Origin of the sequence: Roseomonas rosulenta (assembly GCF_016106005.1) — a bacterium.
Taxonomy (GTDB): Bacteria; Pseudomonadota; Alphaproteobacteria; order Acetobacterales; family Acetobacteraceae; genus Neoroseomonas; species Neoroseomonas rosulenta.
Genome location: NZ_JACADR010000029.1, coordinates 1 through 20,906 on the forward strand (window position 1 = coordinate 1; position 20,906 = coordinate 20,906).

28 protein-coding genes and 2 riboswitches are annotated in these 20,906 nt (G+C 71.4%); of the genes, 19 read left to right on the forward strand and 9 right to left on the reverse strand.

Translation table 11 applies throughout. From position 1 onward, the window contains the following. Positions 1–124: 124 nt before the first annotated feature. Positions 125–346 (reverse strand): hypothetical protein, encoded by a 222-nt coding sequence (locus HW578_RS06210; RefSeq protein ID WP_198369679.1) that lies wholly within the window; start codon positions 344–346, stop codon positions 125–127. 87 nt (positions 347–433) lie between these two features. On the opposite strand from HW578_RS06210, the gene HW578_RS06215 reads away from it, so the two are divergent. From HW578_RS06215 to HW578_RS06225, 3 genes are read left to right on the forward strand one after another with little or no spacing between them, the layout of a single operon-like run. After that, the gene (locus HW578_RS06215; protein WP_198369680.1) at positions 434–769 is read left to right on the forward strand and encodes a hypothetical protein; all 336 of its coding nucleotides are present in this window, start codon (positions 434–436) and stop codon (positions 767–769) included. Further along, positions 766–1,200 carry a cell wall hydrolase gene (locus tag HW578_RS06220; RefSeq protein WP_198369681.1) on the forward strand — a complete coding sequence of 145 codons (435 nt, stop codon included), beginning with the start codon at positions 766–768 and terminating at the stop codon, positions 1,198–1,200. Before HW578_RS06215 ends, HW578_RS06220 begins: the two co-directional genes overlap by 4 nt. Positions 1,201–1,226: 26 nt before the next feature. Further along, entirely contained in the window at positions 1,227–1,583 is a 357-nt protein-coding gene (locus HW578_RS06225) for a DUF952 domain-containing protein (RefSeq protein ID WP_198369682.1), read from the forward strand. Here the strand turns inward: HW578_RS06225 and HW578_RS06230 are convergent. After that, on the reverse strand, positions 1,556–2,428 hold the full coding sequence (locus HW578_RS06230) for a DMT family transporter (RefSeq protein WP_369407833.1): 873 nt from the start codon (positions 2,426–2,428) through the stop codon (positions 1,556–1,558). The two genes, HW578_RS06225 and HW578_RS06230, sit on opposite strands and share 28 nt — an antisense overlap. Positions 2,429–2,529: 101 nt before the next feature. Here HW578_RS06230 and HW578_RS06235 point away from each other — a divergent pair, with 101 nt between their 5' ends. The 4 genes from HW578_RS06235 (at position 2,530) to HW578_RS06250 (ending at position 5,525) form a co-directional block, all read left to right on the forward strand. Beyond that, positions 2,530–3,585: a quinone-dependent dihydroorotate dehydrogenase gene (locus HW578_RS06235; protein WP_198369683.1), complete on the forward strand. Its 1,056-nt coding sequence runs from the start codon at positions 2,530–2,532 to the stop codon at positions 3,583–3,585. Further along, on the forward strand, positions 3,585–4,445 hold the full coding sequence (locus HW578_RS06240) for a TIGR01459 family HAD-type hydrolase (RefSeq protein ID WP_198369684.1): 861 nt from the start codon (positions 3,585–3,587) through the stop codon (positions 4,443–4,445). The genes HW578_RS06235 and HW578_RS06240 overlap by 1 nt, the downstream gene beginning before the upstream one ends. Beyond that, positions 4,442–4,813, forward strand: a complete 372-nt coding sequence (locus HW578_RS06245) for an MmcQ/YjbR family DNA-binding protein (protein WP_198369685.1) — start codon at positions 4,442–4,444, stop codon at positions 4,811–4,813. Before HW578_RS06240 ends, HW578_RS06245 begins: the two co-directional genes overlap by 4 nt. Before the next feature lie 70 nt (positions 4,814–4,883). Continuing rightward, complete coding sequence (locus HW578_RS06250; RefSeq protein ID WP_198369686.1) at positions 4,884–5,525, forward strand: hypothetical protein; 642 nt, start codon at positions 4,884–4,886, stop codon at positions 5,523–5,525. Between the two features lie 5 nt (positions 5,526–5,530). Here HW578_RS06250 and HW578_RS06255 read toward each other — a convergent pair whose 3' ends face one another. Both HW578_RS06255 and HW578_RS06260 read right to left on the reverse strand, forming a co-directional pair. Further along, positions 5,531–5,872, reverse strand: coding sequence for a DHCW motif cupin fold protein (locus HW578_RS06255; RefSeq protein WP_198369687.1), 342 nt, complete (start codon positions 5,870–5,872; stop codon positions 5,531–5,533). Between the two features lie 10 nt (positions 5,873–5,882). Further along, positions 5,883–6,473: a YqgE/AlgH family protein gene (locus HW578_RS06260; protein WP_198369688.1), complete on the reverse strand. Its 591-nt coding sequence runs from the start codon at positions 6,471–6,473 to the stop codon at positions 5,883–5,885. A gap of 101 nt (positions 6,474–6,574) precedes the next feature. Here HW578_RS06260 and HW578_RS06265 point away from each other — a divergent pair, with 101 nt between their 5' ends. Together HW578_RS06265 and HW578_RS06270 are read left to right on the forward strand one after the other, a co-directional pair. Further along, positions 6,575–7,057 (forward strand): peroxiredoxin, encoded by a 483-nt coding sequence (locus HW578_RS06265; RefSeq protein WP_198369689.1) that lies wholly within the window; start codon positions 6,575–6,577, stop codon positions 7,055–7,057. Then, on the forward strand, positions 7,054–7,320 hold the full coding sequence (locus HW578_RS06270) for a hypothetical protein (RefSeq protein ID WP_198369690.1): 267 nt from the start codon (positions 7,054–7,056) through the stop codon (positions 7,318–7,320). The genes HW578_RS06265 and HW578_RS06270 overlap by 4 nt, the downstream gene beginning before the upstream one ends. 6 nt (positions 7,321–7,326) lie before the next feature. Here the strand turns inward: HW578_RS06270 and HW578_RS06275 are convergent, their stop codons facing one another. After that, entirely contained in the window at positions 7,327–8,310 is a 984-nt protein-coding gene (locus HW578_RS06275; protein ID WP_198369691.1) for a Bug family tripartite tricarboxylate transporter substrate binding protein, read from the reverse strand. A gap of 161 nt (positions 8,311–8,471) precedes the next feature. Between HW578_RS06275 and HW578_RS06280 the strand changes: the two genes are divergently transcribed. Genes HW578_RS06280 through HW578_RS06305 form a run of 6 tightly spaced genes read left to right on the forward strand, consistent with a single transcriptional unit; the run spans position 8,472 to position 13,987 of the window. Next, positions 8,472–9,035 (forward strand): GbsR/MarR family transcriptional regulator, encoded by a 564-nt coding sequence (locus HW578_RS06280; RefSeq protein ID WP_198369692.1) that lies wholly within the window; start codon positions 8,472–8,474, stop codon positions 9,033–9,035. 3 nt (positions 9,036–9,038) lie between these two features. Beyond that, positions 9,039–10,373 (forward strand): cytochrome ubiquinol oxidase subunit I, encoded by a 1,335-nt coding sequence (locus HW578_RS06285; protein ID WP_198369693.1) that lies wholly within the window; start codon positions 9,039–9,041, stop codon positions 10,371–10,373. Further along, positions 10,370–11,383 (forward strand): cytochrome d ubiquinol oxidase subunit II, encoded by a 1,014-nt coding sequence (locus HW578_RS06290; RefSeq protein WP_198369694.1) that lies wholly within the window; start codon positions 10,370–10,372, stop codon positions 11,381–11,383. Before HW578_RS06285 ends, HW578_RS06290 begins: the two co-directional genes overlap by 4 nt. A gap of 30 nt (positions 11,384–11,413) precedes the next feature. After that, on the forward strand, positions 11,414–12,178 hold the full coding sequence (locus HW578_RS06295) for an oxygen-binding di-iron domain-containing protein (RefSeq protein WP_198369695.1): 765 nt from the start codon (positions 11,414–11,416) through the stop codon (positions 12,176–12,178). After that, entirely contained in the window at positions 12,175–13,041 is an 867-nt protein-coding gene (locus HW578_RS06300; RefSeq protein ID WP_198369696.1) for a hypothetical protein, read from the forward strand. Before HW578_RS06295 ends, HW578_RS06300 begins: the two co-directional genes overlap by 4 nt. Position 13,042: 1 nt before the next feature. Further along, on the forward strand, positions 13,043–13,987 hold the full coding sequence (locus HW578_RS06305; protein WP_198369697.1) for a Bug family tripartite tricarboxylate transporter substrate binding protein: 945 nt from the start codon (positions 13,043–13,045) through the stop codon (positions 13,985–13,987). On the opposite strand, the gene HW578_RS06310 is transcribed toward HW578_RS06305, so the two are convergent. Further along, the gene (locus tag HW578_RS06310) at positions 13,974–15,182 is read right to left on the reverse strand and encodes an MFS transporter (RefSeq protein WP_198369698.1); all 1,209 of its coding nucleotides are present in this window, start codon (positions 15,180–15,182) and stop codon (positions 13,974–13,976) included. The two genes, HW578_RS06305 and HW578_RS06310, sit on opposite strands and share 14 nt — an antisense overlap. 104 nt (positions 15,183–15,286) lie before the next feature. Between HW578_RS06310 and HW578_RS06315 the strand changes: the two genes are divergently transcribed. Beyond that, on the forward strand, positions 15,287–15,907 hold the full coding sequence (locus tag HW578_RS06315) for a hypothetical protein (RefSeq protein WP_198369699.1): 621 nt from the start codon (positions 15,287–15,289) through the stop codon (positions 15,905–15,907). 13 nt (positions 15,908–15,920) lie between these two features. On the opposite strand, the gene rnhA is transcribed toward HW578_RS06315, so the two are convergent. From rnhA to ispH, 3 genes are read right to left on the reverse strand one after another with little or no spacing between them, the layout of a single operon-like run. Further along, positions 15,921–16,373, reverse strand: a complete 453-nt coding sequence (rnhA, locus tag HW578_RS06320; protein ID WP_198369700.1) for a ribonuclease HI — start codon at positions 16,371–16,373, stop codon at positions 15,921–15,923. Then, positions 16,370–17,350 carry a homoserine kinase gene (locus tag HW578_RS06325; protein ID WP_198369701.1) on the reverse strand — a complete coding sequence of 327 codons (981 nt, stop codon included), beginning with the start codon at positions 17,348–17,350 and terminating at the stop codon, positions 16,370–16,372. The genes rnhA and HW578_RS06325 overlap by 4 nt, the downstream gene beginning before the upstream one ends. Further along, positions 17,350–18,306, reverse strand: coding sequence for a 4-hydroxy-3-methylbut-2-enyl diphosphate reductase (gene ispH, locus HW578_RS06330; RefSeq protein WP_198369702.1), 957 nt, complete (start codon positions 18,304–18,306; stop codon positions 17,350–17,352). Before ispH ends, HW578_RS06325 begins: the two co-directional genes overlap by 1 nt. 107 nt (positions 18,307–18,413) lie before the next feature. Here ispH and HW578_RS27710 point away from each other — a divergent pair, with 107 nt between their 5' ends. The 3 genes from HW578_RS27710 to gcvT all read left to right on the forward strand — a co-directional run bounded on the left by HW578_RS27710 (position 18,414) and on the right by gcvT (position 20,902). Next, positions 18,414–18,950, forward strand: coding sequence for a hypothetical protein (locus HW578_RS27710; protein ID WP_232478721.1), 537 nt, complete (start codon positions 18,414–18,416; stop codon positions 18,948–18,950). Beyond that, positions 18,947–19,507: a histidine phosphatase family protein gene (locus tag HW578_RS27715; RefSeq protein ID WP_369407834.1), complete on the forward strand. Its 561-nt coding sequence runs from the start codon at positions 18,947–18,949 to the stop codon at positions 19,505–19,507. The genes HW578_RS27710 and HW578_RS27715 overlap by 4 nt, the downstream gene beginning before the upstream one ends. A gap of 50 nt (positions 19,508–19,557) precedes the next feature. Then, positions 19,558–19,649, forward strand: a riboswitch (glycine riboswitch). A 3-nt stretch (positions 19,650–19,652) separates the two neighbouring features. Continuing rightward, positions 19,653–19,745: riboswitch (glycine riboswitch) on the forward strand. 47 nt (positions 19,746–19,792) lie between these two features. Continuing rightward, a complete protein-coding gene (gene gcvT, locus HW578_RS06340) occupies positions 19,793–20,902 on the forward strand; it encodes a glycine cleavage system aminomethyltransferase GcvT (RefSeq protein ID WP_198369704.1) in 1,110 nt (369 codons plus the stop codon). Positions 20,903–20,906: the final 4 nt, after the last annotated feature.

Consider the following 20,906-nt stretch of genomic DNA (forward strand, 5'->3'; position numbering starts at 1 on the left):
CGGGTGCGGCCGGCGCGCGCGACGATGCGCTGGATGCGGTGGCGGGCTGCCTGCTCGCCGAACCGGTGCGCCTGGCGCGCGGCGCGCCGCCCGCCCCGCGCCCGTCCTGGCGCGGCGGCTGAACTCAGGCGGCCCGGCGCTTCAGGATCTCGCCGGCGTGGCGTTCGCGCCCGGCGGCGGTGATCTCGAAGCGGCCATCCGCGCGCGGCTGCGCCAGGCCCATCGAGGTCAGCCGGCTCAGGCAGGGGCCGTCCTTCAGCCCCGGCGGGCGGCCATGCGGGCCGACCAGCGTCAGCCGGTGCAGGGCCGAACGGCAGCAGGTCTCGAGATACGGCTCGTTCCACATCGCGGCGCGGTCACTCCGGGCAAGGGCCTGAGGGTGGGCCGCGCGCGCTTCCCCTTCAAGGTTCCAGCAGAGAAGGCAGGGCAGAAAATGCCGATTCAGATCGAACCCACCTGGTGGATCACGGCCATCGAGGCGCCCATCGTCGCCGCGCTGTTCTGGATGATCCACGGGCTGCGCAAGGATGTGAACGACCGGATCGAGCGTGGCGACCAGCGCGATTCGGATGCGCTGAGCCGCACGCGGGAGGACCTCGCGCAGTTCAAGATCGAAGTGGCGCGCACCTATGTGCCGCTGTCGCTGATCCGCGACCTCGACCGGCGCATCGCCGACCACCTGGTCCGCATCGAGGAGAAGATCGACGGCGTGACGCGTGCCGGCATCGCCGTCGCGCAGGCCGCGCGGCGCATGGAGGACCGGGAATGAGCGCGGCGATGCATGTCGGCCCGCGCGAGGCGGCCGCCGAGACCCTCGCCCTGACGCTTTGGGGCGAGGCCGCGGAACGGCCCGTGCGCGCCATCGAGGCGCTGGCCGCGCTGGTGATGAACCGCGAGCGCGTGGGCGTGCCGCATTGGGGGAACGGGGTGGTGGGTGTGTGCCGCGCGCCCTTCCAGTTTCCCTGCTGGAACCGCAACCATCCGCGCCACGCGCGGCTGCGCGACATCCCCGTCGGCGATGCGGCGCTGGCGATCTGCCGGCGCATCGCCGCGCGCGCCCTGGCCGGCGCGCTGCCCGACCCGACCGGCGGGGCGACGCATTTCCACGACGCACTCGCGCTGCCGGGCTGGGCACTGGGCCGTCCCGCGGCGGCCGAGATAGGCAGGCTGTGCTTCTACCGCGCCGAGGACCTGACCTGAGCGCGCGGGCGCGCTACACGGCGCCCATGGAAACCTTCGTCTACACCCTGGTGCGCGCCGCCGAGTGGCGCGCCGCGGAAGCCGCCGGCGCCTATGCCGGCAGCGCGGATGATGCGCGCGACGGCTTCCTGCACTTCTCGACCGCGGCGCAGCTGCGCGCCACCGCCGCCAAGCACCGCGCCGGCGTGCCGGACCTGGTGATGGTGGAAGCCGATGCCGCCGCCCTGGGCGTTGCGCTGCGCTGGGAGCCGGCCTCGGGCAGTTCGCGCCCGGGGCTATTCCCGCATTTGTACGCCGCGCTGCCGATCGCCGCCGTGACGCGCGCCGTGCCCCTGGCCCTCGATGCCGAGGGGCGTCACGTGTTCCCGGCCGGGATCCCCTGACGCGGCGCGGCGGCACGCTGGCTCATCACCAGCGCGAAGACCACCACCACCGCGCCGCCCATCGTCCAGGCGGTTGGCCAGACGCTCCAGATCAGCAGGTCGAAGCCCACCGCGAAGACCAGCGCGCTGAATTCGAGCGGCGCGAGCCGCGCCGCCGAATCATGCCGGAAGGCGATGGCGAGGCACAGCGTCGCAGCACCCGCCAGCAGCCCGTTCAGCGACAACGCCATCAGGTCGAAGGCATCCGGCGGCACCCAGGACATCGCCGCGAAGGGACCGAGCACGAGCAGTCCCGGCAGCGAGGACCACAGGATCAGCACCGCGCTGCCGGTCTCGTGCCGCAGCATGCGGTTGATCGTCATCACCGCGGCGTAGCAGGCGGTGGCGAACAGCGCCCAAAGGTAAGCATCCCAGGGCCCGTCCGCGCGCAGCCCCGGCCACATCGCCAGCGCCACCCCCGCGAAGCCCAGCGCCGACCAGCCCCAGACCGCGGGGCCGGTCTGTTCGCGCAGGACCAGCGCCGCCAGACCCAGCGTCAGGAAGGGCGCGGTGAAGTAGACCAGGTAGCCCTCGGCCAGCGGGATGCTGCGCAGCGCGAGGAAGAAGCCCATCCCCGAGCCCACCATGAACATCGCGCGCACCAGGTGCAGCCAGGGATGCGCGGTGGCGAGCGACCCTCCCAGCCCGCGCATCGCCGTCCGGGCGGCAAACAGCACCGCCAGCAGCACGGCGTAGCGGATCGCCACCACCTGCTCGGCCGGGTAGGTGCCTGACAGCAGCTTGGAGTTCGCGTCCAGCACCCCGAACAGCGCCATTGCCGAGACCAGGAAGACGGGTCCGCGCACGTCTTGTCTTTCGCCGTGTGAGGGGCCGCTTCTGGCCGGGCCGCGGGCGGCGCGTCAACCGGGCTTCCGTGACGGCGCGGACCGAGGCACAAGGGCGCGCCATGACCCCCGCCATCGCTTCCGCCCTCATGCCGCTGATGCGCGGCCTCGATGCCGAGACCGCGCACGGGCTCGCCCTGAAGGCGCTGGCCGCAGGGCTGGCCGGGCGCGATTCGGGGGCTGACGACCCCATGCTGGAAAGCCATGTGTTGGGCCTGCGCTTCCGCAACCCGATCGGCCTCGCCGCCGGGTTCGATAAGGATGCGGTGGCGGTGGCCCCGCTCATGCGCCTTGGTTTCGGCTTCGTCGAGGCCGGCACCGTCACGCCCCGCCCGCAGCCCGGCAATCCACGCCCGCGCCTCTTCCGCCTCACGGAGGACGCGGCCGTCATCAACCGCATGGGCTTCAACAATGGCGGGCTGGATGGCTACGTCGCGCGCATCGCGGCACTTGCGCGCCCGCTGCCCGCGGTGTTCGGCGCCAATATCGGCATCAACAAGGAAGGTGCCGATCCCGAGCGCGACTACCCCGCGCTCTATGCCGCCGTGGCGCCGCATGCGGACTACGTGACGGTCAATGTCTCCTCGCCGAACACGCCGGGGCTGCGCGACCTGCAGGGGGAGGAACGGCTCGCCGCCATCCTCGAGGCCATCGCCGCGATGCGCGCCACGCTGCCGCGCACGCCGCCGCTGCTGGTCAAGATCGCGCCCGACCTGGCGGATGACGCGCTGGGCCCGATCGTACAGGCGTGCCTGACGCGCGGGGTCGCGGGGCTGATCGTCTCCAACACCACCATCGCGCGGCCGGCGCTGCGCTCGGCGCATGCGAAGGAAGCCGGCGGGCTGTCGGGCGCGCCGCTGTTCGACCCTTCCACCGAGGTGCTGCGCAAGGTCCACGCCATCGCGCGCGGGCGGCTGGTGCTGGTCGGCGTCGGCGGCATCGCAACACCCGAGCAGGCCTATGCGAAGATCCGCGCCGGGGCCTCGCTGGTGCAGGTCTATACCGGCTTCGCCTATGCCGGGCCGGTGCTGCCGCGCCGCCTCGCGGACGGCCTGGCCGCGCTGCTGAAGCGCGATGGATTCACTTCTGTGGCCGACGCCGTCGGCAAGGATACGTGATGGAGATTCTCGACGGCATCGCCGACATCGCCGATCGCTACGACGGCTACGTGCTCGACCTCTGGGGCGTGGTGCATGACGGGCGCAAGCCCTACCCGGGCGTGCCGGAGGCGCTGGCCGCGCTCAAGGCCCGCGGCAAGGCGGTGGTGTTCCTCACCAACGCGCCGCGCCGCGCGCACGCCGTGGCCGCCATGCTCGATCGCATGGGCCTCGACCGCGCGCTGTATGACGGCATCGTCTCCTCGGGCGAGGTCTCCTGGTCGCACCTGAAGCACCGGCGCGACCCGTTCTTCGCCGGGCTCGGCACGCGCTGCGTGCATATCGGGCCGGAGCGCGACCTCTCGGTGGTCGAGGACGGCGTGGCGGAGATCGTGGCCGCGCCGAAGGATGCCGACTTCCTGCTCAACACCGGCCCGGACGACCAGCGCGGGCCGCAGAGCCCCGACCCGTATCGCGCCATGCTCGCGGCCTGCGCCGCCCTTGGCCTGCCGATGGTCTGCGTGAATCCCGACCGCGCGGTGATGGTGGCGGGGCAGAAGGTGATCTGCGCCGGCGCGCTGGCGGACATCTACCTCGAGCTTGGCGGCGCGGTGCGCGAGATCGGCAAGCCCGATCCTGAGGTCTATGACCCCGTGCTGGACCTCATGGGCAACCCGCAGCGCGCGCATGTGCTCGCGATCGGCGACAGCCCGCATACCGACCTGGCCGGCGCGCAGGCGGCGGGGCTCGATTCGCTCTGGGCGCTGACCGGCCTCGCGGCCGATGCGCATGGTGCGGACCCCGACGCGGCCTATCTCGCGGCCGTGGCGAAGGCGGAAGGCGTGCGGCCGATCGCGGCGCTGCGCTCGCTGCGCTGGTGAACCGGCGGGCGATCGCCCGGCTGCGCCGCATCTGCCTCGCCCTGCCCGAGGCCGAGGAACGCGAGACCTGGGGCATCGCCACCTGGCGCATCCGCGGGCGCATCTTCTGCATGTGGTCCACCACCGACGCCACGGAGGCGGCGCTGTGGTGCAAGGCGCCGCCCGGCATCCAGGGCATGCTGGTGGAGGCGGCACCGGAGCGCTTCTTCATCCCGCCCTATGTCGGTCACAAGGGCTGGATCGGCGTGGTGCTGGATGCCTCGGTCGACTGGGACGAGGTGGCCGCCCTTGTGCGCCGGTCCTGGCGCATGACCGCGCCGAAGCGGCTCGCGGCCACACTGCCGCAGGACGACGCCGGATCCGCTTGATCCGGTGCAACGACGCCACGCCGAATTCCCGTCCATAGATAGCCGGTCAGGCTGATGGGAATGAATCGGCATGCCAGGTCGTCGTTCTGCAGTCTTCGCCGCGTTCATGCTCGCGGGCTGCCTGACCTCGGGGCAGCAGGAAGCCATACGGGTGCAGCGTGAGATCAACCGCGCCATGGCGGCGTCGGATGCGTGCCTCGCGCCGCTGCGCGCAAGGCCCGACTACCAGGCCCTGTACTGGCGCCTCGCCATCGAGCCCTCGGTACCGCCGCCAGCGCCGACCCCGGCGCAGATGGCCGATACCGGCCTCGTGGACCGGGCGGCGTTGCGCGTCATGGTCGCGGTCCATGCCGACCTTGCCGTCTGTCGCGGACCGATGATCGACAGCATCGCCCGCATCGCGCCGGAACTGGCCGAGACCGCCGTCGACGTCGGGCTGCGGGGGGACCGCCTGGTGCTTACGCTGATGCGCCGCGAAATCACCTGGGGCGAAGCAAACCGGCGCATCGGCGCGTTGCAGGAGGACTACTTCCGCCATCTCTCGGAGGTCATCGCCGAGACCCGGCGGCGCATCGACGCGACGCAGGGTGGAACGGCCCTTGCCGCCGAAGCGGCACCCGCGCCGGTATCGGCGCGCCTGAGCAACTTCCCGGAGGAGCTGGCGGTTATCCATCGGCAGATGGAGGCCGAACTCGCCCGCCTTCCGGGCTGAACCGGTCAGTCCACGATGAACAGCTTCGCCCCGGTGGTGGTGCGCGAACGATGCGCCTCCGCCCCATCCGCCACCTGGTAGGACATGCCCGGCTTCAGCGTGAAGACGCGCCCATCCGCCAGCGTGGTCTCGAGCTCGCCGTCAAGCACCAGCAGGACGTGGCCCTTCTCGTACCAGTGGTCGGAGACGTAGCCCGGCGAATACTCCACCATGCGCACGCGGATCGGGTTGTCGGGCGGGCCGACATGGCGCGTGCGCCACAGCGCCTCGCCCGCCTCGCCGGCGTGACGCGTCGGTTCCACCGCCGACCAGTCGGTGGTGTCGAAGGGGATGGCGGTCATGCGCATGGCGCGGTCCTCAGGCGCGGCCCGCGGTGCCGGACAGCAGCGCGGGGTCGATGCGCAGCCGCGCCAGCGCGGCGTCCCAGCTGCGGGTCAGGTCGTCGCGGAACACCAGCGCTTCCTCGGCCGGGACGTTCAGCCAGGCGTTGCGCTGGATCTCGTCCTCGAGCTGCCCTGGGCCCCAGCCGGCATAGCCCAGCGCCAGAACGCCGTCGCGCGGCCCGCCGCCGCCGGCGATCGCGGCCAGGATGTCGGTGCTGGCGGTCAGCGTGAGGCCGGGGGCGAAGGTCAGGCTGCCCTCGGTGGTCCAGTCGTCGGTGTGCAGCACGAAGCCGCGCCCGGTTTCGGCCGGCCCGCCCGAGACCATGCGGATGCGCCGCTGCGGCGGGAGGGGTTCAACTTTCAGTTGCTGAAGCAGGTCGTCGAACACCATTCCCGCGAGCGGACGGTTCACCATCAGACCCATCGCGCCCTCGGAGGAATGCGCGCAGAGGCACACCACGCTGTGGTCAAAGCGCGGGTCCTGCATGCCGGGCATGGCAATGAGCAGGTGGCCGGCGAGGTAGCCTTCGGTGGGCTCCGGTACGGAGCGAGTGGTCTTGGCCATCGCCTTCACTTGGAGCAGCCCCCGCTCGCCCGCAAGCGGCGCCGCCCGATGACAGCCCGCCCTGCGCGCGCTACATGAGCCCTCCCATCGAGGAGAACGACATGCCGATCAAGGTTGGCGACGCCATTCCGGCCGTGAAGGTGATGCAGGCCACCGCCGAGGGTCCGAAGGAACTCGACACCGCCGAGTTCTTCAAGGGCCGCACCGTCGCGCTGTTCGGCGTGCCCGGCGCCTTCACGCCCACCTGCTCGGCCAAGCACCTGCCCGGCTTCGTGCAGCACGCCGATGCGCTGAAGGCCAAGGGCGTGGACGCGATCGCTTGCATGGCGGTGAACGACGCCTTCGTCATGGGCGCCTGGGCCAAGGACCAGGGGATCACGGACCAGGTGGTGATGATCGCCGACGGCTCGGCCGCCTTCACCAAGGCGATGGGACTCGAGTTCGACCTGACGGCGCGCGGCCTCGGCGTGCGCGCGCAGCGCTTCGCCCTGGTCGCGAAGGACGGCAAGGTCACGCATGTCGCGGTCGAGGCCCCCGGCGCCTTCGAGGTGTCGAAGGCCGAGGCGGTCCTCGCGGCGCTTTGACCCTCTTCGACACCTGGCGCTTCCTCGCGGAAGCGCAGACCGTGATGCTCCGCCGCAGCCTGGCGCTGTGGGCGGAGCCGCACGCCGCCGGCCCCGCCCTGGCCCGCATGGTCACCGAAAAGCAGCGAGCCTGCCTCGATGGCGCGATCGCCGCGGGCTTCGCCGCGGCGCGCGGGGCCCATCCGGCGGTGGTTCTCGCCGCGGCCGTCCGCCCCGCCCGCCGCCGCGTGCGCCGCAACCTGCGGGGCACGGGGCTGGGCTGAACGGCGTCAGCCCTCCGGCTGCACGCCCGAGACGCGGACCAGCTCCCGCCACGTCCCGCGCTGCGCCCGCATCAGGGCATCGAATTCCGCCGGGGTGCTCGGGAAGGGTACGTTGCCGTTGGCCTCGAGCCGCCGCACCAGGCCGGCGTCACGCAGGCCGACGTTGATCGCCTCGTTCATCCGCCGAACGATCGGCTCGGGGATACCCTTCGGACCCATCACCGCGGAGAACGACGGCAGGTCGTAATCCGGCACGCCCTGTTCCTGCACCGTCGGCATCTCCGGCGCGAGAGGCCAGCGCGTCGGGTTGGTGATGCCGAGCGCGCGGATCTGCCCGGCGCGGATCGCCCCGATCACGCCCGAGTAGCTGTCGAAGACCACCTGGATGTTGCCGGCGATCAGGTCCGCCAGCGCAGGTGCTGCGCCGCGATAGGGCACGTGGGTCAACTCCGTGCCGGTGCGCAGCATGAACAGCACGCCGAGCATGTGGTTCGCCCCGCCCGCCCCGGCCGAGCCGTAGTTCAGCCGGCCCGGATTGGCCTTCGCATAGGCCACAAGTTCCTGGATGTTGCGGGCCGGCACGCCGGGATGCACGCAGACCACGGCGGTGCCGGTCGCGAAGGTCGCGATCGCGGTGAAGTCGTCCACGCCGTCGTAGCCCGCATTGCGGAACAGCAGCGGCGCGCCGAGATGCGACGACGGCGAGGCCATCATCACCGTGTAGCCATCGGGGGCCGACTGCGCGACATGCAGCGTCCCCACCGTGCCGCCCGCGCCGGAGCGGTTGTCCACCACGCAGGGCACGCCGAGTGCGGCCTGCAGCACCTCCGCCTGGAGCCGCCCGGCGATGTCCGAGGCGCCGCCGGGCGGGTAGGGCACCACCATACGGATGGGGCGGCTGGGCCAGGTGCCCTGGGACAGCGCTGGCGTGGCGAGGCCGGCGGTGGCGAGGCCGGCGGCAAGGCTCGGCAGGGCGCGGCGGCGGATCATTCGGTGCTCCTCGGCGTGGGTGCGGCCAGGATGGCGGCCCTGGCGGGGGACGCAAGGGCGAGCAGGAAGCGCATCGACTGGCGGGGTTGATCTGGATCAAAGCCGGACATAGATTTCAGAAAATTCTGAAATCACACTCACACCAGACACCCGGTCACACCATGAACCTTCCTCCGCTCGTCCAGTCCTTCGTGCTGCATTTCGGCGAGATGGGCTCGCGCTGGGGGATCAACCGCACCGTGGGGCAGATCTACGCGCTGCTTTACGTCTCGCCGCGGCCGCTCAATGCCGACGACATCGTCGAGGCGCTGGGCGTGTCGCGGTCAAACGTGTCGATGGGGCTGCGGGAGCTGCAGGCCTGGAACCTGGTGTTGCCGCGCCACATCCCGGACGACCGGCGCGACCACTTCACCACGCCCGACGACGTCTGGCAGATCCTCCGCACGCTCGCCGAGGAACGCAAGAAGCGCGAGGTCGATCCCACCCTTTCCGTGCTGCGCGAATTGCTGATGCTCAAGCCCGGCAGCGCCGAGGAACAGCACGCCCAGGCCCGCATGGCCGAGATGCACGGGCTGATCGAACGCCTCACCACCTGGTACGACGACGTGAAGCGCCTCGAGACCGAACGCATGACGGCGCTGCTCGCGCTTGGCGCGCGCGTCACCAAGTTGCTCGATGCGAAGGACAAGGTGGTGGGCCTTGTCCGTGGCCGGAAGGAGGCCTGATCCATGGACGCACTGATCCTCGCCCGCATCCAGTTCGCGGCGAACATCTCCTTCCACATCCTGTTTCCCACCATCACCATCGCGCTCGGCTGGGTGCTGCTGTTCTTCAAGCTGCGCTTCAACACCACCGGCGACGACAAGTGGATGGATGCCTACCGCTTCTGGGTGAAGGTCTTCGCGCTGTCCTTCGCCATGGGCGTCGTGTCGGGCATCACCATGTCCTTCCAGTTCGGCACGAACTGGCCGGGCTTCATGGAGCGCGTGGGCAACATCGCCGGCCCGCTGCTGGCCTACGAGGTGCTGACGGCGTTCTTCCTGGAGGCGACCTTCCTCGGCATCATGCTGTTCGGCTGGAAGCGCGTGCCGGGCTGGGTGCATACCGGTGCCACCGTGCTGGTCGCCTTCGGCACCACCATGAGCGCCTTCTGGATCCTGGTGCTGAATTCCTGGATGCACACGCCCCAGGGCTTCGAGCTGCGCGAGGGCGTGGCGCACGCGACCGACTGGTTCGCCATCGTCTTCAACCCCTCCATGCCCTATCGCCTGTCGCACATGCTGATGGCGAGCGCGCTGACGGTCGCCTTCCTGATGGCGGGCATCAGCGCCTGGCGCTGGCTGCGGGGCGACCGCGCGCCCGCCGTCATGGCGGTGCTGCGCACCGGCGTGGTGATGGCCGCGGTGGGGGCGCCGACGCAGCTGCTGCTGGGCGACATGCACGGGCTCAACACGCTCGAGCACCAGCCGGCCAAGGTCGCCGCCATGGAGGGCAACTGGGAAACGCGCGGCCACGTGCCGCTGGTGCTGTTTGCCATCCCGGACGAGACAGCGCGCGAGAACCGCTTCGAGATCGGCGTCCCCTCCGGCGCCAGCCTGATCCTGCGCCACAGCGCGGCGGGCGAGGTGCCGGGGCTGAACCAGTTCCGCGGCGCGCATCCGCCGGTCGCGCCGGTCTTCTTCGCCTTCCGCGTCATGGTCGGCACCGGGATGCTGATGATCGCCTTCGGCTTGTTCGGCGCCTTCCTGCTGTGGCGTCGCCGCGAACTGCCGCGGCTCGTGCTCTGGGGGCTTGTCGCGATGACCTTCTCCGGCTGGATCGCGACGCTGGCCGGCTGGTACGTGACCGAGATCGGCCGCCAGCCCTGGCTGGTGACCGGCGTGCTCACCACCGCGCAGGCGGCGGGGCCGGTGCCGGCGGCCAGCATCGGCACCACGCTGGCGATGTACCTGACCATCTACGCGATGCTGCTGACCGCCTATGTCGGCACCATCTACCGCCTCGCCGCGCGCGGCCGCATGGCCGGCGCGCCCGAGCCCGACCTGAAGGTGGCGGCGGCATGACCCCCTTCCTGCCGCCCGACTGGCTGCCGGTGATCTTCGCCGGACTGATGGCGCTGTCGATCCTGTTCTATGTCGTGCTCGACGGCTTCGACCTCGGCGTGGGGATCCTACTGCCGCGCGTGGCTGACGAAGCCGATCGCGACCGCATGATCGCAGCGATCGGCCCCTTCTGGGACGCCAACGAGACCTGGCTGGTGCTGGGCGTGGGCCTGCTGCTGGTGGCCTTCCCGTCCGCGCATGGCATGATCCTGACCGCGCTCTATTTGCCGGTCGCCGTCATGCTGGTCGGCCTCACGCTGCGCGGCGTCGCCTTCGAGTTCCGCGCCAAGGCGCATGACCTCAGGACAAAGCGGCGCTGGGACCATGCCTTCGTGGCGGGCTCGCTGGTGTCGGCGCTCTCGCAGGGCTGGATGCTCGGGCACTATGTGCTGGGTTTCGCCGAGGGCTGGGCGGCTCAGGCCTTCGCCGCCATGGCCGCGGTCGGGCTCGCCATCGCCTACGCCTTCATCGGCAGTGCCTGGCTGATCTGGCGCACCGAGGGCGCGCTGCAGCGCGTGGCCATTGGCTGGGCGCGCCTCGCGATCTGGCCGCTCGGCCTCGGCATCCTGCTCGTCTCCGTCGTCACGCCGCTGGTCAGCGCGCGCATCTTCGACCGCTGGTTCTCCTTCCCCGAGGTCTTCCTGCTCGCGCCGCTGCCGATCGTGACCGCAGCGCTGCTGCTCGGCATCGCCAGCCTGCTGAAGCACATGCCGCTGCCGGGCGATGCACTGCGCCGGCTGCCCTTCTGGGGCGCGGTCGCGCTCTTCGCGCTGTTCTTCGCCGGTCTCGCCTGGTCCTTCTTCCCCTATGTCGTACCGGAACGCCTGACCATCTGGCAGGCGGCCAGCGCGCCGGAGAGCCTCTCGCTCATCCTCGCGGGCGCGATCTTCGTCCTGCCCGTCATCCTCGGCTACACGGTGCTGGCCTGGCGCATCTTCGGCGGCAAGGCGCGCGACCTGACCTACTACTAGGCCGGGCGCCGGCATGGCAGCATGCCGGCCATGACCACCGACTGGACCCGCAGCGGCGCGCTGCCGCGCCTGATCACGCCCGATTGCCTCTGGACCGGGGGCTGCATCGCCGCCTCGGTCCCGGGCTTCCTCGCGCATTATTCCTGCTTCCTGCTGAAGGGGTCGCGCGCCTCGGTGCTGATCGACACCGGCCACCCGATGCATGCCGAGCAGGTGGAGCGCGACATCACCGCCTTCCTTGGCGACCGTCCGCTCGACTTCGTCTTCCCGACGCATGGCGAACTGCCCCATGCCGGGCTGCTGGAACGCTGGCTGCGCAAATGGCCCGACGCGGTGGCGGTCGGCGACATGCGGGACTGGCACCTGTATCTGCCGCATCTCGCGCATCGCTTCCGGCAGGTGGCGCCGGGCGACGTGCTCGACCTCGGCGACCGCGACTTCACCTTCCTGCCGGCGATCTGGCGCGACCTGCCCGACAGCCTCTGGGGCTGGGACCCGAAGGACCGCATCCTGTTCCTCTCGGATGCCTGCGCCTGCTTCCACCCGCATACGCCGGGCCAGTCCGACCACTTCACCAGCGAGATCGCGCCGCCAAACGTGCCGCTGATGCAGGACTTCAATTCCAAGGCGCTGCACTGGCCGCGCTTCACCGACAGCACGGAGTCCTTCGCGGTGATGGATGCGCTGCTGGCGCGCCTGCAGCCGCGCCTGCTGTGCAGCGCGCATGGCGCGGTGGTGGACCAGCCCTTCGAGCTGATGCCGCTGTTCAAGGCTGGCCTGGCGCAGGCGGCATGAGCCTGCACGCGATCATCCCGGGCACGCTGTTCGCCGCGACCGGCTGGCTGCGCGCCGATGCGTATGCCGTCTCCTGGATTCCCCCCGGTCTGTTGGGCTACCTGCCGGTCAGCGCGTATGCGCTGCGCGATGGCGCCGAATGGATGGTGATCGACACCGGCCTGCCGCTGCATTGGCCCGAGATCGAGGCCGCGCTCGCGCAGACCATCGCGGGTACCACCCGGCGCCGCATGATGAACACGCGGCGCGAACAGGACTGCATGGCGAATATCGGCGCGCTGGTGCGGCGCTTCGGCATCGCGGAAGTCCCGTATGTCGGCGTGCTCAATCCGGTCGAGATGACCGACGTGCTCGAGAACGACGAGGCCGAGGCGCGCATCGAATCCATGGCCCCGGTGCGTGCCCTCCGCATCGAGGTCGGCCAGGTGGTGGAGGTCGGCCGCCTGCGGATCGAGCCGCTGCGCGTGCAGCTGCGCCTGCTCGCCACCAACTGGTTCTACGAGCACACCACGCGCACCCTGTTCAGCAGCGAATCCTTCGGCTTCCTGACGCGCGCCACGCCCGATGCGCCGCTGGTGCGCGCGCCCGATGAAGCGCCCATCGCCGCCGCGGACATCGCGCGCATGCTCTCGGCCAAGTTCGATTGGCTGGTCGGCATCGACCCCGCGCCGATCCTGGCGGACCTCGATGCCATCTTCGCCGCGCGCCGCGTCGATCGCCTCTGCCCCTGCTACGGCTGCGTCATCGAGGGCGCGGCCGCGGTCGCCGAGGCGGTGGCGCGCATGAAGGACGCCGTCGCGATGCTCGCAGCGCGGCGCAAGCCCGCCATCGACCTTCCCGCCTTCGCCAAGGAGACCGCCTGAGATGCGCCGCCGTTCCCTCCTCGCCGCAACGCTTGCCGCACCCGCGCTTCCCGCCTTCGCGCAGGCCCGCACGCTGCGGCTCATCGTGCCCTTCCCGCCGGGGGGCACGGTGGACCTGCTCGGGCGCCTGGTGCAGCCCGAGTTGGAACAGCGCCTCGGCCAGACCGTGGTGGTGGAGAACCGACCCGGCGCGGGCGGCATGATCGGCTCCGATGTCGTGGCGAAGGCGCCGGTGGATGCCGGGGTGCTGGTGATCTCCAACATCGCCTCGCATGGCGTCGGCGCCGCGGTGATCCGCGCCATGCCGTATGACCCGCTGCGCGACTTCACGCATATCGGCCTGATCGCCGCCGTGCCGAGCGCCCTGGGTGTCTCGGCCACCGGGCGCTTCGCCACGCTGGCGCAGTTCATCGATGCGGCGCGGGCATCACCCGGTGCGGTGCGTGTTGGCTCCTCCGGCAACGGCACCACTGGCCATGCGAAGACCGAGATGCTGGCCCGCGCCGCCGGCGTCGAGCTCACCCACGTGCCCTATCGCGGCGCAGCCCCGGCGGTGACCGACGTGATCGGTGGCCAGACCGAGGGCGTGATCGCCGCCGTCGCCGATATCGGCCGCAATGACCGCCTGCGCCTGCTCGCCATCACCAGCGCCGAGCGCGCCGCGCGCTGGCCTGACGTGCCGACCTTCAAGGAGCTCGGCTACCCGACGCTCGAGGCGAACAACTGGTTCGGCCTCTCCGGCCCCGCCGGCATGGATCCGGCCGTCGCCGCGCGCATCAATGCCGCGCTGGTCGCTGCCCTTGCCACGCCGGCCATGGCGCAGCGCCTGGCCGATTTCGGCACCACGCCGAACCGCATGACGCCGGCCGACTATACCGCGCTGGTTGCGTCCGAATTGCCGCGCTGGGCACGCATCGTGCAGGAAGCCAACATCAGGGCCGACTGACCGCGCGCTGGCGCTGGATCAGGAACCCCACCAGCGCCAACTGCACGATATTGAAGGTGATGCCCGCCCACCAGGCCGCCGCGTAGAAACCCACCGCGTCGTAGATCGCGCCCGCCAGCCAGGCGCCGAAGGCCATGCCGGACAGGCTGAGGAACAGCAGCGCCGGCACCCGCCAGGAGGCCTCGACGGCCGGGAACAATTCCCGCACCGCCAGTACATAGGCCGGGATGATGCCGCCGAAGCCAAGGCCATAGGCGGCGGCGACGAAGAACAGCCCGGCCTCGTCCTGGGTGGCGAGGAAGCCCAGCATGCCCGCGACCTGCGCGGATGATCCGGCGAACACCGTCCACAAGCCGCCGATCCGGTCCGACAGCCAGCCCCAGAACTGCCGTGCGACGAAGGCACTCAGCAGCAGCACCGACAGCATCGCCGCACCGCGCGATGTCGCGATGCCGAGATCCCCGCAGAACGCCACCAGATGCGCCGCCGGCATCGCCATCGGCACGCAGCACAGGAAGGAACAGACGGCGAGCAGCGCCAGCGCCATGTTCGGCGCCATGCCCAGCACGCGCTGCCCCGGCACGACCCGCATCGCGGCACTTCCCACCGGCATCGGCGCCGGGCGCAGCACGAGCAGCGCCAGAGTCACCACGATGCCTGCGGCGAAGGCACCGTAGGCCAGCATCGTCGCCTGCCAGCCGAAGGCCGCGATGGCGCGTTCGAACACGAAGGGCCAGACGAAGCCGGCGACGTATTGCCCCGACGAGACCAGCGCGAGCGCGGTGCCGCGCCGCCTGTCGAACCACAGCGAGACATAGGCCACCATCGGCGCGAACAGCGCGCCATTGCCGAACAGCCCGACGCCGAGGCCGAGCCCCGCCAGCAGCGACCAGCCCTGGCCGAGCGACGCCAGCCCCAGCCCTGCCAGGATCGCGCCGCCGCCAAGCGCGGCCACCGCGCGCTGCCCGAAGCGCGCGGCCAGCAGCCCGCACATCACCCCGCCCAGGCCGGTGCCGAGATACGCGAGCGAGGTCGCAAGCGAGGGCAGGGACCGCCCGCCGCCCAGCGTCTCGCTGATCGGCACAAGGCCGATCACCACCGTCAGCGGCGCGCCCGCGGCCAAGGCGAGCATTGTCACGGCGGTGATGGCGATGGTCCAGGAGTATGGCGTCTCGACGCTCTCGGCCTGCGTCATGCGTTTCCTTCCGACGTGCAGTCTCGGCGCCGGCGCGTGGGCCGGCAAGGGTGGCCAGGCAGGCGCATCGGTGCTGCACTGGCGTGCTGCAAAGGAGACCGCGCATGAACCAACGCCTGCTGATGCTCTGCGCGATGCTGGCCGCCCCCGTGGCGGCACTTGCACAGGCCGTGCCCGCGCCACCGCCGGTCGCCGCCGCGCGCGCCCTGACGCAGGAGGCGATGCGCATCTTCGAAGCCACCTGCCTTCCCGCCGTGCTGCGTGGCGAAGCGGTGGCGCCGATCATCGCGCGCGAATTCGGAACAGCCGCCGCCGCGCTGCCGCCCGACCAGCTGCGCGGCAACGAGGCGGTGCGCGAGACCGCTGGCTGGCTGGTGAGCGGCATGCATGGCCGCTACCGGCTGAACACCACCGACCCGGGCGGGCAATGCGGCGTGCTGGCCGAGGGCGTGGACCACGACGCCTTCCTGGGCGGCGCGGCGCGGATCATGGGCAGCGCGCCGGAGAGCATGCCCGGCTGGACCGTCGCCGGGCCGGCGCAGAGAACCTCCGGCGCGCGGCCCTTCGGCACGCTGACCTACCTGGTGGCGAACTACACCCGTGCCGATGCGCCGCCGCCCGCGCCGACGCTCGTGCTCGCGATCGTTGCCTCGGCGGCGGACCGCACGGATGGGCGGCCGAATACCGGCGTCATCAGCATCTCGATCCGCGAGGAGCGCCGCTGAAGCGGGCGGGACGTCACCCCGCTGCCGCATCCCGTGCCGCGGTCGCCAGCGCGTCGGCGCGTTCGTTCATCGGGTCCCCGGCATGGCCGCGCACCCATTTCCATTCCACCTCGTGAGGCTTCGCCGCCGCCAGCAGGCGCTGCCAGAGGTCGAGGTTCTTCACCGGCTCCTTCGCCGCGTTGCGCCAGTTGCTGCGCACCCAGCCATGGATCCAGCGGCTGATGCCGTTGCGGACGTATTCGCTGTCGGTGTGCAGCGCCACGATGCAGGGCTTCTTCAGTGCCTCCAGCGCCATGATGGCGGCCGTCAGCTCCATGCGGTTGTTGGTGGTCTCGGCCTCGCCGCCGGTCAGTTCGCGCTCGTGCTCGCCGAAGCGCAGGATGGCGGCCCAGCCGCCGGGGCCCGGGTTGGGCTTGCAGCCGCCATCGGTCCAGATCTCGACCTGCGGGCGCGTGTCGGCGGTCATGCGCCGAGCGCGGCGGGGCTGCCGGCCTGCGCGAAGAAGCGCAGCTTTCGCAGGTATTCCAGCGGGTCCTTGCGCGTGACCAGCGCGCCGGGGGGCGTGTGCGTCCAGTCGAACAGGCGCGTGAGCAGGAAGCGCAGCGCGGCGCCGCGTGCGAGCACCGGCAGCGCGGCGCGCTCCGGCGCCGAGAGTGGCCGCACGGCATCGTAGGCCTGCAGCAGCGCGCGCGCCTTGGTCACGTTGAAGGCGTAGTCGGCCTCGAAGCACCAGGCGTTCAGGCAGACCGCGACGTCGTAGGCGAGCAGGTCGGTGCAGGCGAAGTAGAAGTCGATCAGCCCCGAGACGCGCGGCCGCCCGTCCTCGCCCGGCAGGAAGAAGACATTGTCGGGGAACAGGTCGGCATGGATCTGCCCGCGTGGCAGCGCCCCCTTGTCTGGCCAGGCCGACAGGATTCCGGCCAGCGCCGCGTCCAGCTCGGCCACCAGGCCGGGCTGCACCTCGTCGCCCCGCGCGCGGCAGCCCTCGAGCAGCGGCGCCCAGCCGGCGGGGCCGAGCGCATTCCCCCGCACCATCGCGAAGCCTTCGCCCGCCACATGCATCCCGGCCAGCGCGCGGCCCAGCGGCGCGCAATGTTCCGGCCGCACGCGGCGAGGCCAGACGCCCGGCAGGAAGGTGACGATCGCCGCCGGCCGCCCGGCAAGGCTGCGCAGCGCCTGCCCGTCGCGCCCATGCACCGGCGTCGGGCAGGCCAGCCCGTGCCCCGCCAGGTGGTCCATCAGCCCGAGGAAATAGGGCAGCTCCGCCGGATCGACCCGCTTCTCGTACAGCGTGAGGATGAAGTCCCCGCGCTCGGTCTTCAGCGCGTAGTTGGAATTCTCCACCCCCTCGGCGATGCCGCGGAAGGCGAGCAGCTCGCCGAGCGCGTAGTCCGCCAGGAAGGCGCGCAGCGCCTCGTCCGAGACTTCCGTGTAGACCGCCATCAGGCCACGGCGCGCATGCGGGGGATGCGGAAGATGATGTCCTCCACCGCCACCGTGACTTCCTCCACGCTCACCTCGAAGCGGTCGCGCAGGCGCTCCAGCACCTCCTGCACCAGCACCTCGGGTGCCGAGGCGCCCGCCGTGATGCCGATGGTGGCGCAGCCATCGGCGATGGCCGGGTCGAGCTCGGCGCCGCGCTGCACCATCACCGCGCGCGGCGCGCCGGAGCGTTCCGCCACCTCCCGCAGCCGCACGGAGTTCGACGAATTCGGCGCGCCCACCACGATCACCAGCTCGGAGCGCGCCGCCACCGCCTTCACCGCGGCCTGGCGGTTGGTGGTGGCGTAGCAGATGTCCTCCTTCGCCGGCCCCTCGATTCCGGGGAAGCGGTCGCGCAGGATCGCCACGATCTCGGCGGTGTCGTCGACCGACAGCGTGGTCTGGGTGGTGTAGGCCAGCTCCATGCCGGCTGGCGGGGCGACGCTGCGCGCCGCCTCCGCATCCTCGACCAGTGTCATGGCGCCTTCGGGCAGCTGGCCCATGGTGCCGACCACCTCCGGGTGGCCGGCATGGCCGATCAGCAGCAGGTGCCGCCCGCGCGCGTGGTGGCGCTCGGCCTCGCGGTGCACCTTGCTCACCAGCGGGCAGGTGGCGTCGAGGAAATACATCTCGCGCCCGGCGGCCTCGGCCGGGACCGATTTCGGCACGCCATGGGCGGAGAAGATCACCGGCTGCCCGTCATCGGGCACCTCGGCCAGTTCCTCGACGAATATCGCGCCCTGCCGCTCGAGCCCTTCCACCACGAAGCGGTTGTGCACGATCTCGTGGCGGACATAGACAGGCGCGCCATGGCGCTTCAGCGCCTCCTCGACGATCTTGATGGCGCGGTCCACGCCGGCGCAGAAGCCGCGCGGGCCGGCGAGCAGGACATGGAGGCGGGGCTTCTCGGGTGTCATGAGCTCGCGCGGCGTTGCAGGGGCGGGCAGGTTGCTCCCTGCCCAGGGCGGGCGGCACACTATAGATGGGGCGCCCTGGGTCAAAGGGGGATGGAAAGGTGGGTTTCATGCGGCGCAAGGCAGCATTGTGTTTGGCGGCGGCGGTGCTGGCCGGCTGTGGCGGCGGCAGTTCCCCGTCGTCCAGCCCGCCGGCGCCCTGCCCGCGCATCACCATCCTGGCCGATGGCGCCGACCTCACGCGCTATCGCGATGGCGCGGTGCCGGACATCGCCTCCATGACCAGCGACGCCCGGCTGGTCGGCTTCAATGCCAGCTGCGACTACACCCGCCGGCGCGAGGCCGTGAATGTCCGCATCAGCGCCATCTTCGACGTGGAGCGCGGCCCGGTCTCGACCGTCCCGCGCGTGACGCTGCCCTGGTTCATCGCCGTGACCGATGCCGGCGACGGCCAGATCATCGAGCGGCGCGACTACGTGACGCCCGTGGTCTTCGAGGGCAACGCCAACCGCGTGCGGGTCGCGAGCACGCCGGTCTTGTTCAGCTTCCCGGCCGAGGAACGCCTGGTCGAGAACCACAATGTGCGCCTGTCCTTCCAGCTGACGCCGGAGGAACTGGCGGTGAACCGCCGCCGTGGACCGCGGTGACCGCACAGGGGGTCTTCGTCTCCCACCCCGAGGTGGTGATCGATCCGGCCGTCCCGGTGCCGCGTTGGCACCTGGCGCCGGAAGGCATCGCGAAGCTGCGGCGCCAGCCCTTCGCCGCGCCCCCCGCCGCCATCTGGGCGAGCGACGAGACCAAGGCGATCGAATCCGCCGGCATCCTGGCCGCCCGCTTCGGGCTGCCGGTGCAGGTCCATCCGGGCCTGGCGGAGATGGACCGATCGAGTACCGGCTACCGCCCGCGGCCGGAATTCGAGGCGCTGGCCGACGCCTTCTTCGCCCGGCCGGAGGAGAGCGTCGAAGGCTGGGAACGCGCGGTGGATGCGCAGCGCCGCGTGGTGGCGGCGGCACGCGAGATCCTGGCGGGGCATGCCGGCGGCGACCTGGTCCTGGTCGGCCATGGCGGCACCGGCACGCTGCTGATGTGCGCCTGGGCGGGGCTGCCCATCGCGCGCGCGCATGACCAGCCGGGCGCGGGCTGCACCTGGCGCTTCACGCTGCATCCCTTGCGCGTGACCGAGCCCTGGCGGCCCATCGCCTGACCTGCATCGTTGCGCCCGGCCGGGCGATCTGTCAGGAAGGCGCACCCCGCAGATCCCGCGCGGGAGAGAGGGGCGGCGACGCCCCCGCCGAAGGCGCAACCGGCCCCCGGAAACGCTCAGGCAGAAGGGCCGCGCGGGGAAGGGGCCTCTGGAAAGCCCGTGGCAGCAATGCCGCGGCACCGACGGAGTAAGGCGCGGTCAACACCGCGACCGAATCTCTCAGGTCATCGGACAGAGGGGGGCCACGGACTGAACCCCAATCGCCGCAGAGCGGCGGGAGGCACCGTGGCCGATTCGACCGAGTCGCTTCTCGAAACGCCCCTGGCGGGCCTGCACCGCGAGCTCGGCGGGCGCATGGTGCCCTTCGCCGGCTACGCCATGCCCGTACAGTACCCCGCCGGCATCATGGCGGAGCACCTGCATTGCCGCGCCGCGGCGTCGCTGTTCGATGTCTCGCACATGGGCCAGGCGGAACTGGTGGGCGAGGGTGCTGCCGCCGCGCTGGAACGCGCCACGCCGGCCGATGTGCAGGTGCTGAAGCCAGGCCGGCAGAAATACGGCCTGCTGACGCTCGATGATGGCGGCATCCTGGACGATTTCATGGTCGCCAACCTCGGCGACCGGCTGTTCCTGGTGGTGAATGCGAGCCGCAAGCACCTCGACCTGCCGCGCATCGAATCGCTGCTGCCCGCGGGTGTGAGGCTGAAGCCGCTGGCGGACCGCGCGCTGATCGCGCTGCAGGGGCCGCAGGCGGTCGCGTCGATCGCGACCCTCGCACCGGGCATCGCGGACCTGTCCTTCATGGGGGTGGGCGCCTTCACCATCGCGGGCGTGCCGGCGCTGGTGTCGCGCTCCGGCTACACGGGCGAGGATGGCGTCGAGGTGTCGGTGCCCGCCGAGGACGCCGAACGCTTCGCCCGCGCGCTGCTGGCCCTGCCCGGCGTGCAGCCGGCGGGGCTCGGGGCGCGCGATTCGCTGCGCCTCGAGGCCGGGCTCTGCCTCTACGGCAATGACATCGACGAGACGACCAGCGCGGTCGAGGCCGCGCTGACCTGGACCATCGGCAAGCGCCGTCGCACCGAGTGGAACTTCCCCGGCGCGGAGCGCGTGCGCGAGGACCTCGCCAACGGCACGAAGCGCCTGCGCGTCGGCATCCGCCCCGAGGGCCGCCAGCCGGCGCGCGGCCACACGCCGGTGCATGCGCCGGGTGGTGCAGCCATCGGCGAGGTCACCTCCGGCGGCTTCGGCCCCTCGCTGAACGGCCCCATGGCCATGGGCTATGTCGCGCGCGAACACGCCGCCGACGGCACCGCCCTCGAACTCATGGTGCGCGGCAAGCCGCTCGCTGCCCGCGTCGCGCCCATGCCCTTCGTTCCCCACCGCTACGCCCGCTGAGGAG

Coding starts and splice junctions, on each gene's coding strand:
- HW578_RS06210 (WP_198369679.1), bottom strand. CDS start 346: ATGTGGAACGAGCCGTATCTCGAGACCTGCTGCCGTTCGGCCCTGCAC.
- HW578_RS06215 (WP_198369680.1), top strand. CDS start 434: ATGCCGATTCAGATCGAACCCACCTGGTGGATCACGGCCATCGAGGCG.
- HW578_RS06220 (WP_198369681.1), top strand. CDS start 766: ATGAGCGCGGCGATGCATGTCGGCCCGCGCGAGGCGGCCGCCGAGACC.
- HW578_RS06225 (WP_198369682.1), top strand. CDS start 1,227: ATGGAAACCTTCGTCTACACCCTGGTGCGCGCCGCCGAGTGGCGCGCC.
- HW578_RS06235 (WP_198369683.1), top strand. CDS start 2,530: ATGACCCCCGCCATCGCTTCCGCCCTCATGCCGCTGATGCGCGGCCTC.
- HW578_RS06240 (WP_198369684.1), top strand. CDS start 3,585: ATGGAGATTCTCGACGGCATCGCCGACATCGCCGATCGCTACGACGGC.
- HW578_RS06250 (WP_198369686.1), top strand. CDS start 4,884: ATGCCAGGTCGTCGTTCTGCAGTCTTCGCCGCGTTCATGCTCGCGGGC.
- HW578_RS06255 (WP_198369687.1), bottom strand. CDS start 5,872: ATGCGCATGACCGCCATCCCCTTCGACACCACCGACTGGTCGGCGGTG.
- HW578_RS06260 (WP_198369688.1), bottom strand. CDS start 6,473: ATGGCCAAGACCACTCGCTCCGTACCGGAGCCCACCGAAGGCTACCTC.
- HW578_RS06265 (WP_198369689.1), top strand. CDS start 6,575: ATGCCGATCAAGGTTGGCGACGCCATTCCGGCCGTGAAGGTGATGCAG.
- HW578_RS06275 (WP_198369691.1), bottom strand. CDS start 8,310: ATGATCCGCCGCCGCGCCCTGCCGAGCCTTGCCGCCGGCCTCGCCACC.
- HW578_RS06280 (WP_198369692.1), top strand. CDS start 8,472: ATGAACCTTCCTCCGCTCGTCCAGTCCTTCGTGCTGCATTTCGGCGAG.
- HW578_RS06285 (WP_198369693.1), top strand. CDS start 9,039: ATGGACGCACTGATCCTCGCCCGCATCCAGTTCGCGGCGAACATCTCC.
- HW578_RS06290 (WP_198369694.1), top strand. CDS start 10,370: ATGACCCCCTTCCTGCCGCCCGACTGGCTGCCGGTGATCTTCGCCGGA.
- HW578_RS06295 (WP_198369695.1), top strand. CDS start 11,414: ATGACCACCGACTGGACCCGCAGCGGCGCGCTGCCGCGCCTGATCACG.
- HW578_RS06300 (WP_198369696.1), top strand. CDS start 12,175: ATGAGCCTGCACGCGATCATCCCGGGCACGCTGTTCGCCGCGACCGGC.
- HW578_RS06305 (WP_198369697.1), top strand. CDS start 13,043: ATGCGCCGCCGTTCCCTCCTCGCCGCAACGCTTGCCGCACCCGCGCTT.
- HW578_RS06310 (WP_198369698.1), bottom strand. CDS start 15,182: ATGACGCAGGCCGAGAGCGTCGAGACGCCATACTCCTGGACCATCGCC.
- HW578_RS06315 (WP_198369699.1), top strand. CDS start 15,287: ATGAACCAACGCCTGCTGATGCTCTGCGCGATGCTGGCCGCCCCCGTG.
- rnhA (WP_198369700.1), bottom strand. CDS start 16,373: ATGACCGCCGACACGCGCCCGCAGGTCGAGATCTGGACCGATGGCGGC.
- HW578_RS06325 (WP_198369701.1), bottom strand. CDS start 17,350: ATGGCGGTCTACACGGAAGTCTCGGACGAGGCGCTGCGCGCCTTCCTG.
- ispH (WP_198369702.1), bottom strand. CDS start 18,306: ATGACACCCGAGAAGCCCCGCCTCCATGTCCTGCTCGCCGGCCCGCGC.
- HW578_RS27710 (WP_232478721.1), top strand. CDS start 18,414: ATGCGGCGCAAGGCAGCATTGTGTTTGGCGGCGGCGGTGCTGGCCGGC.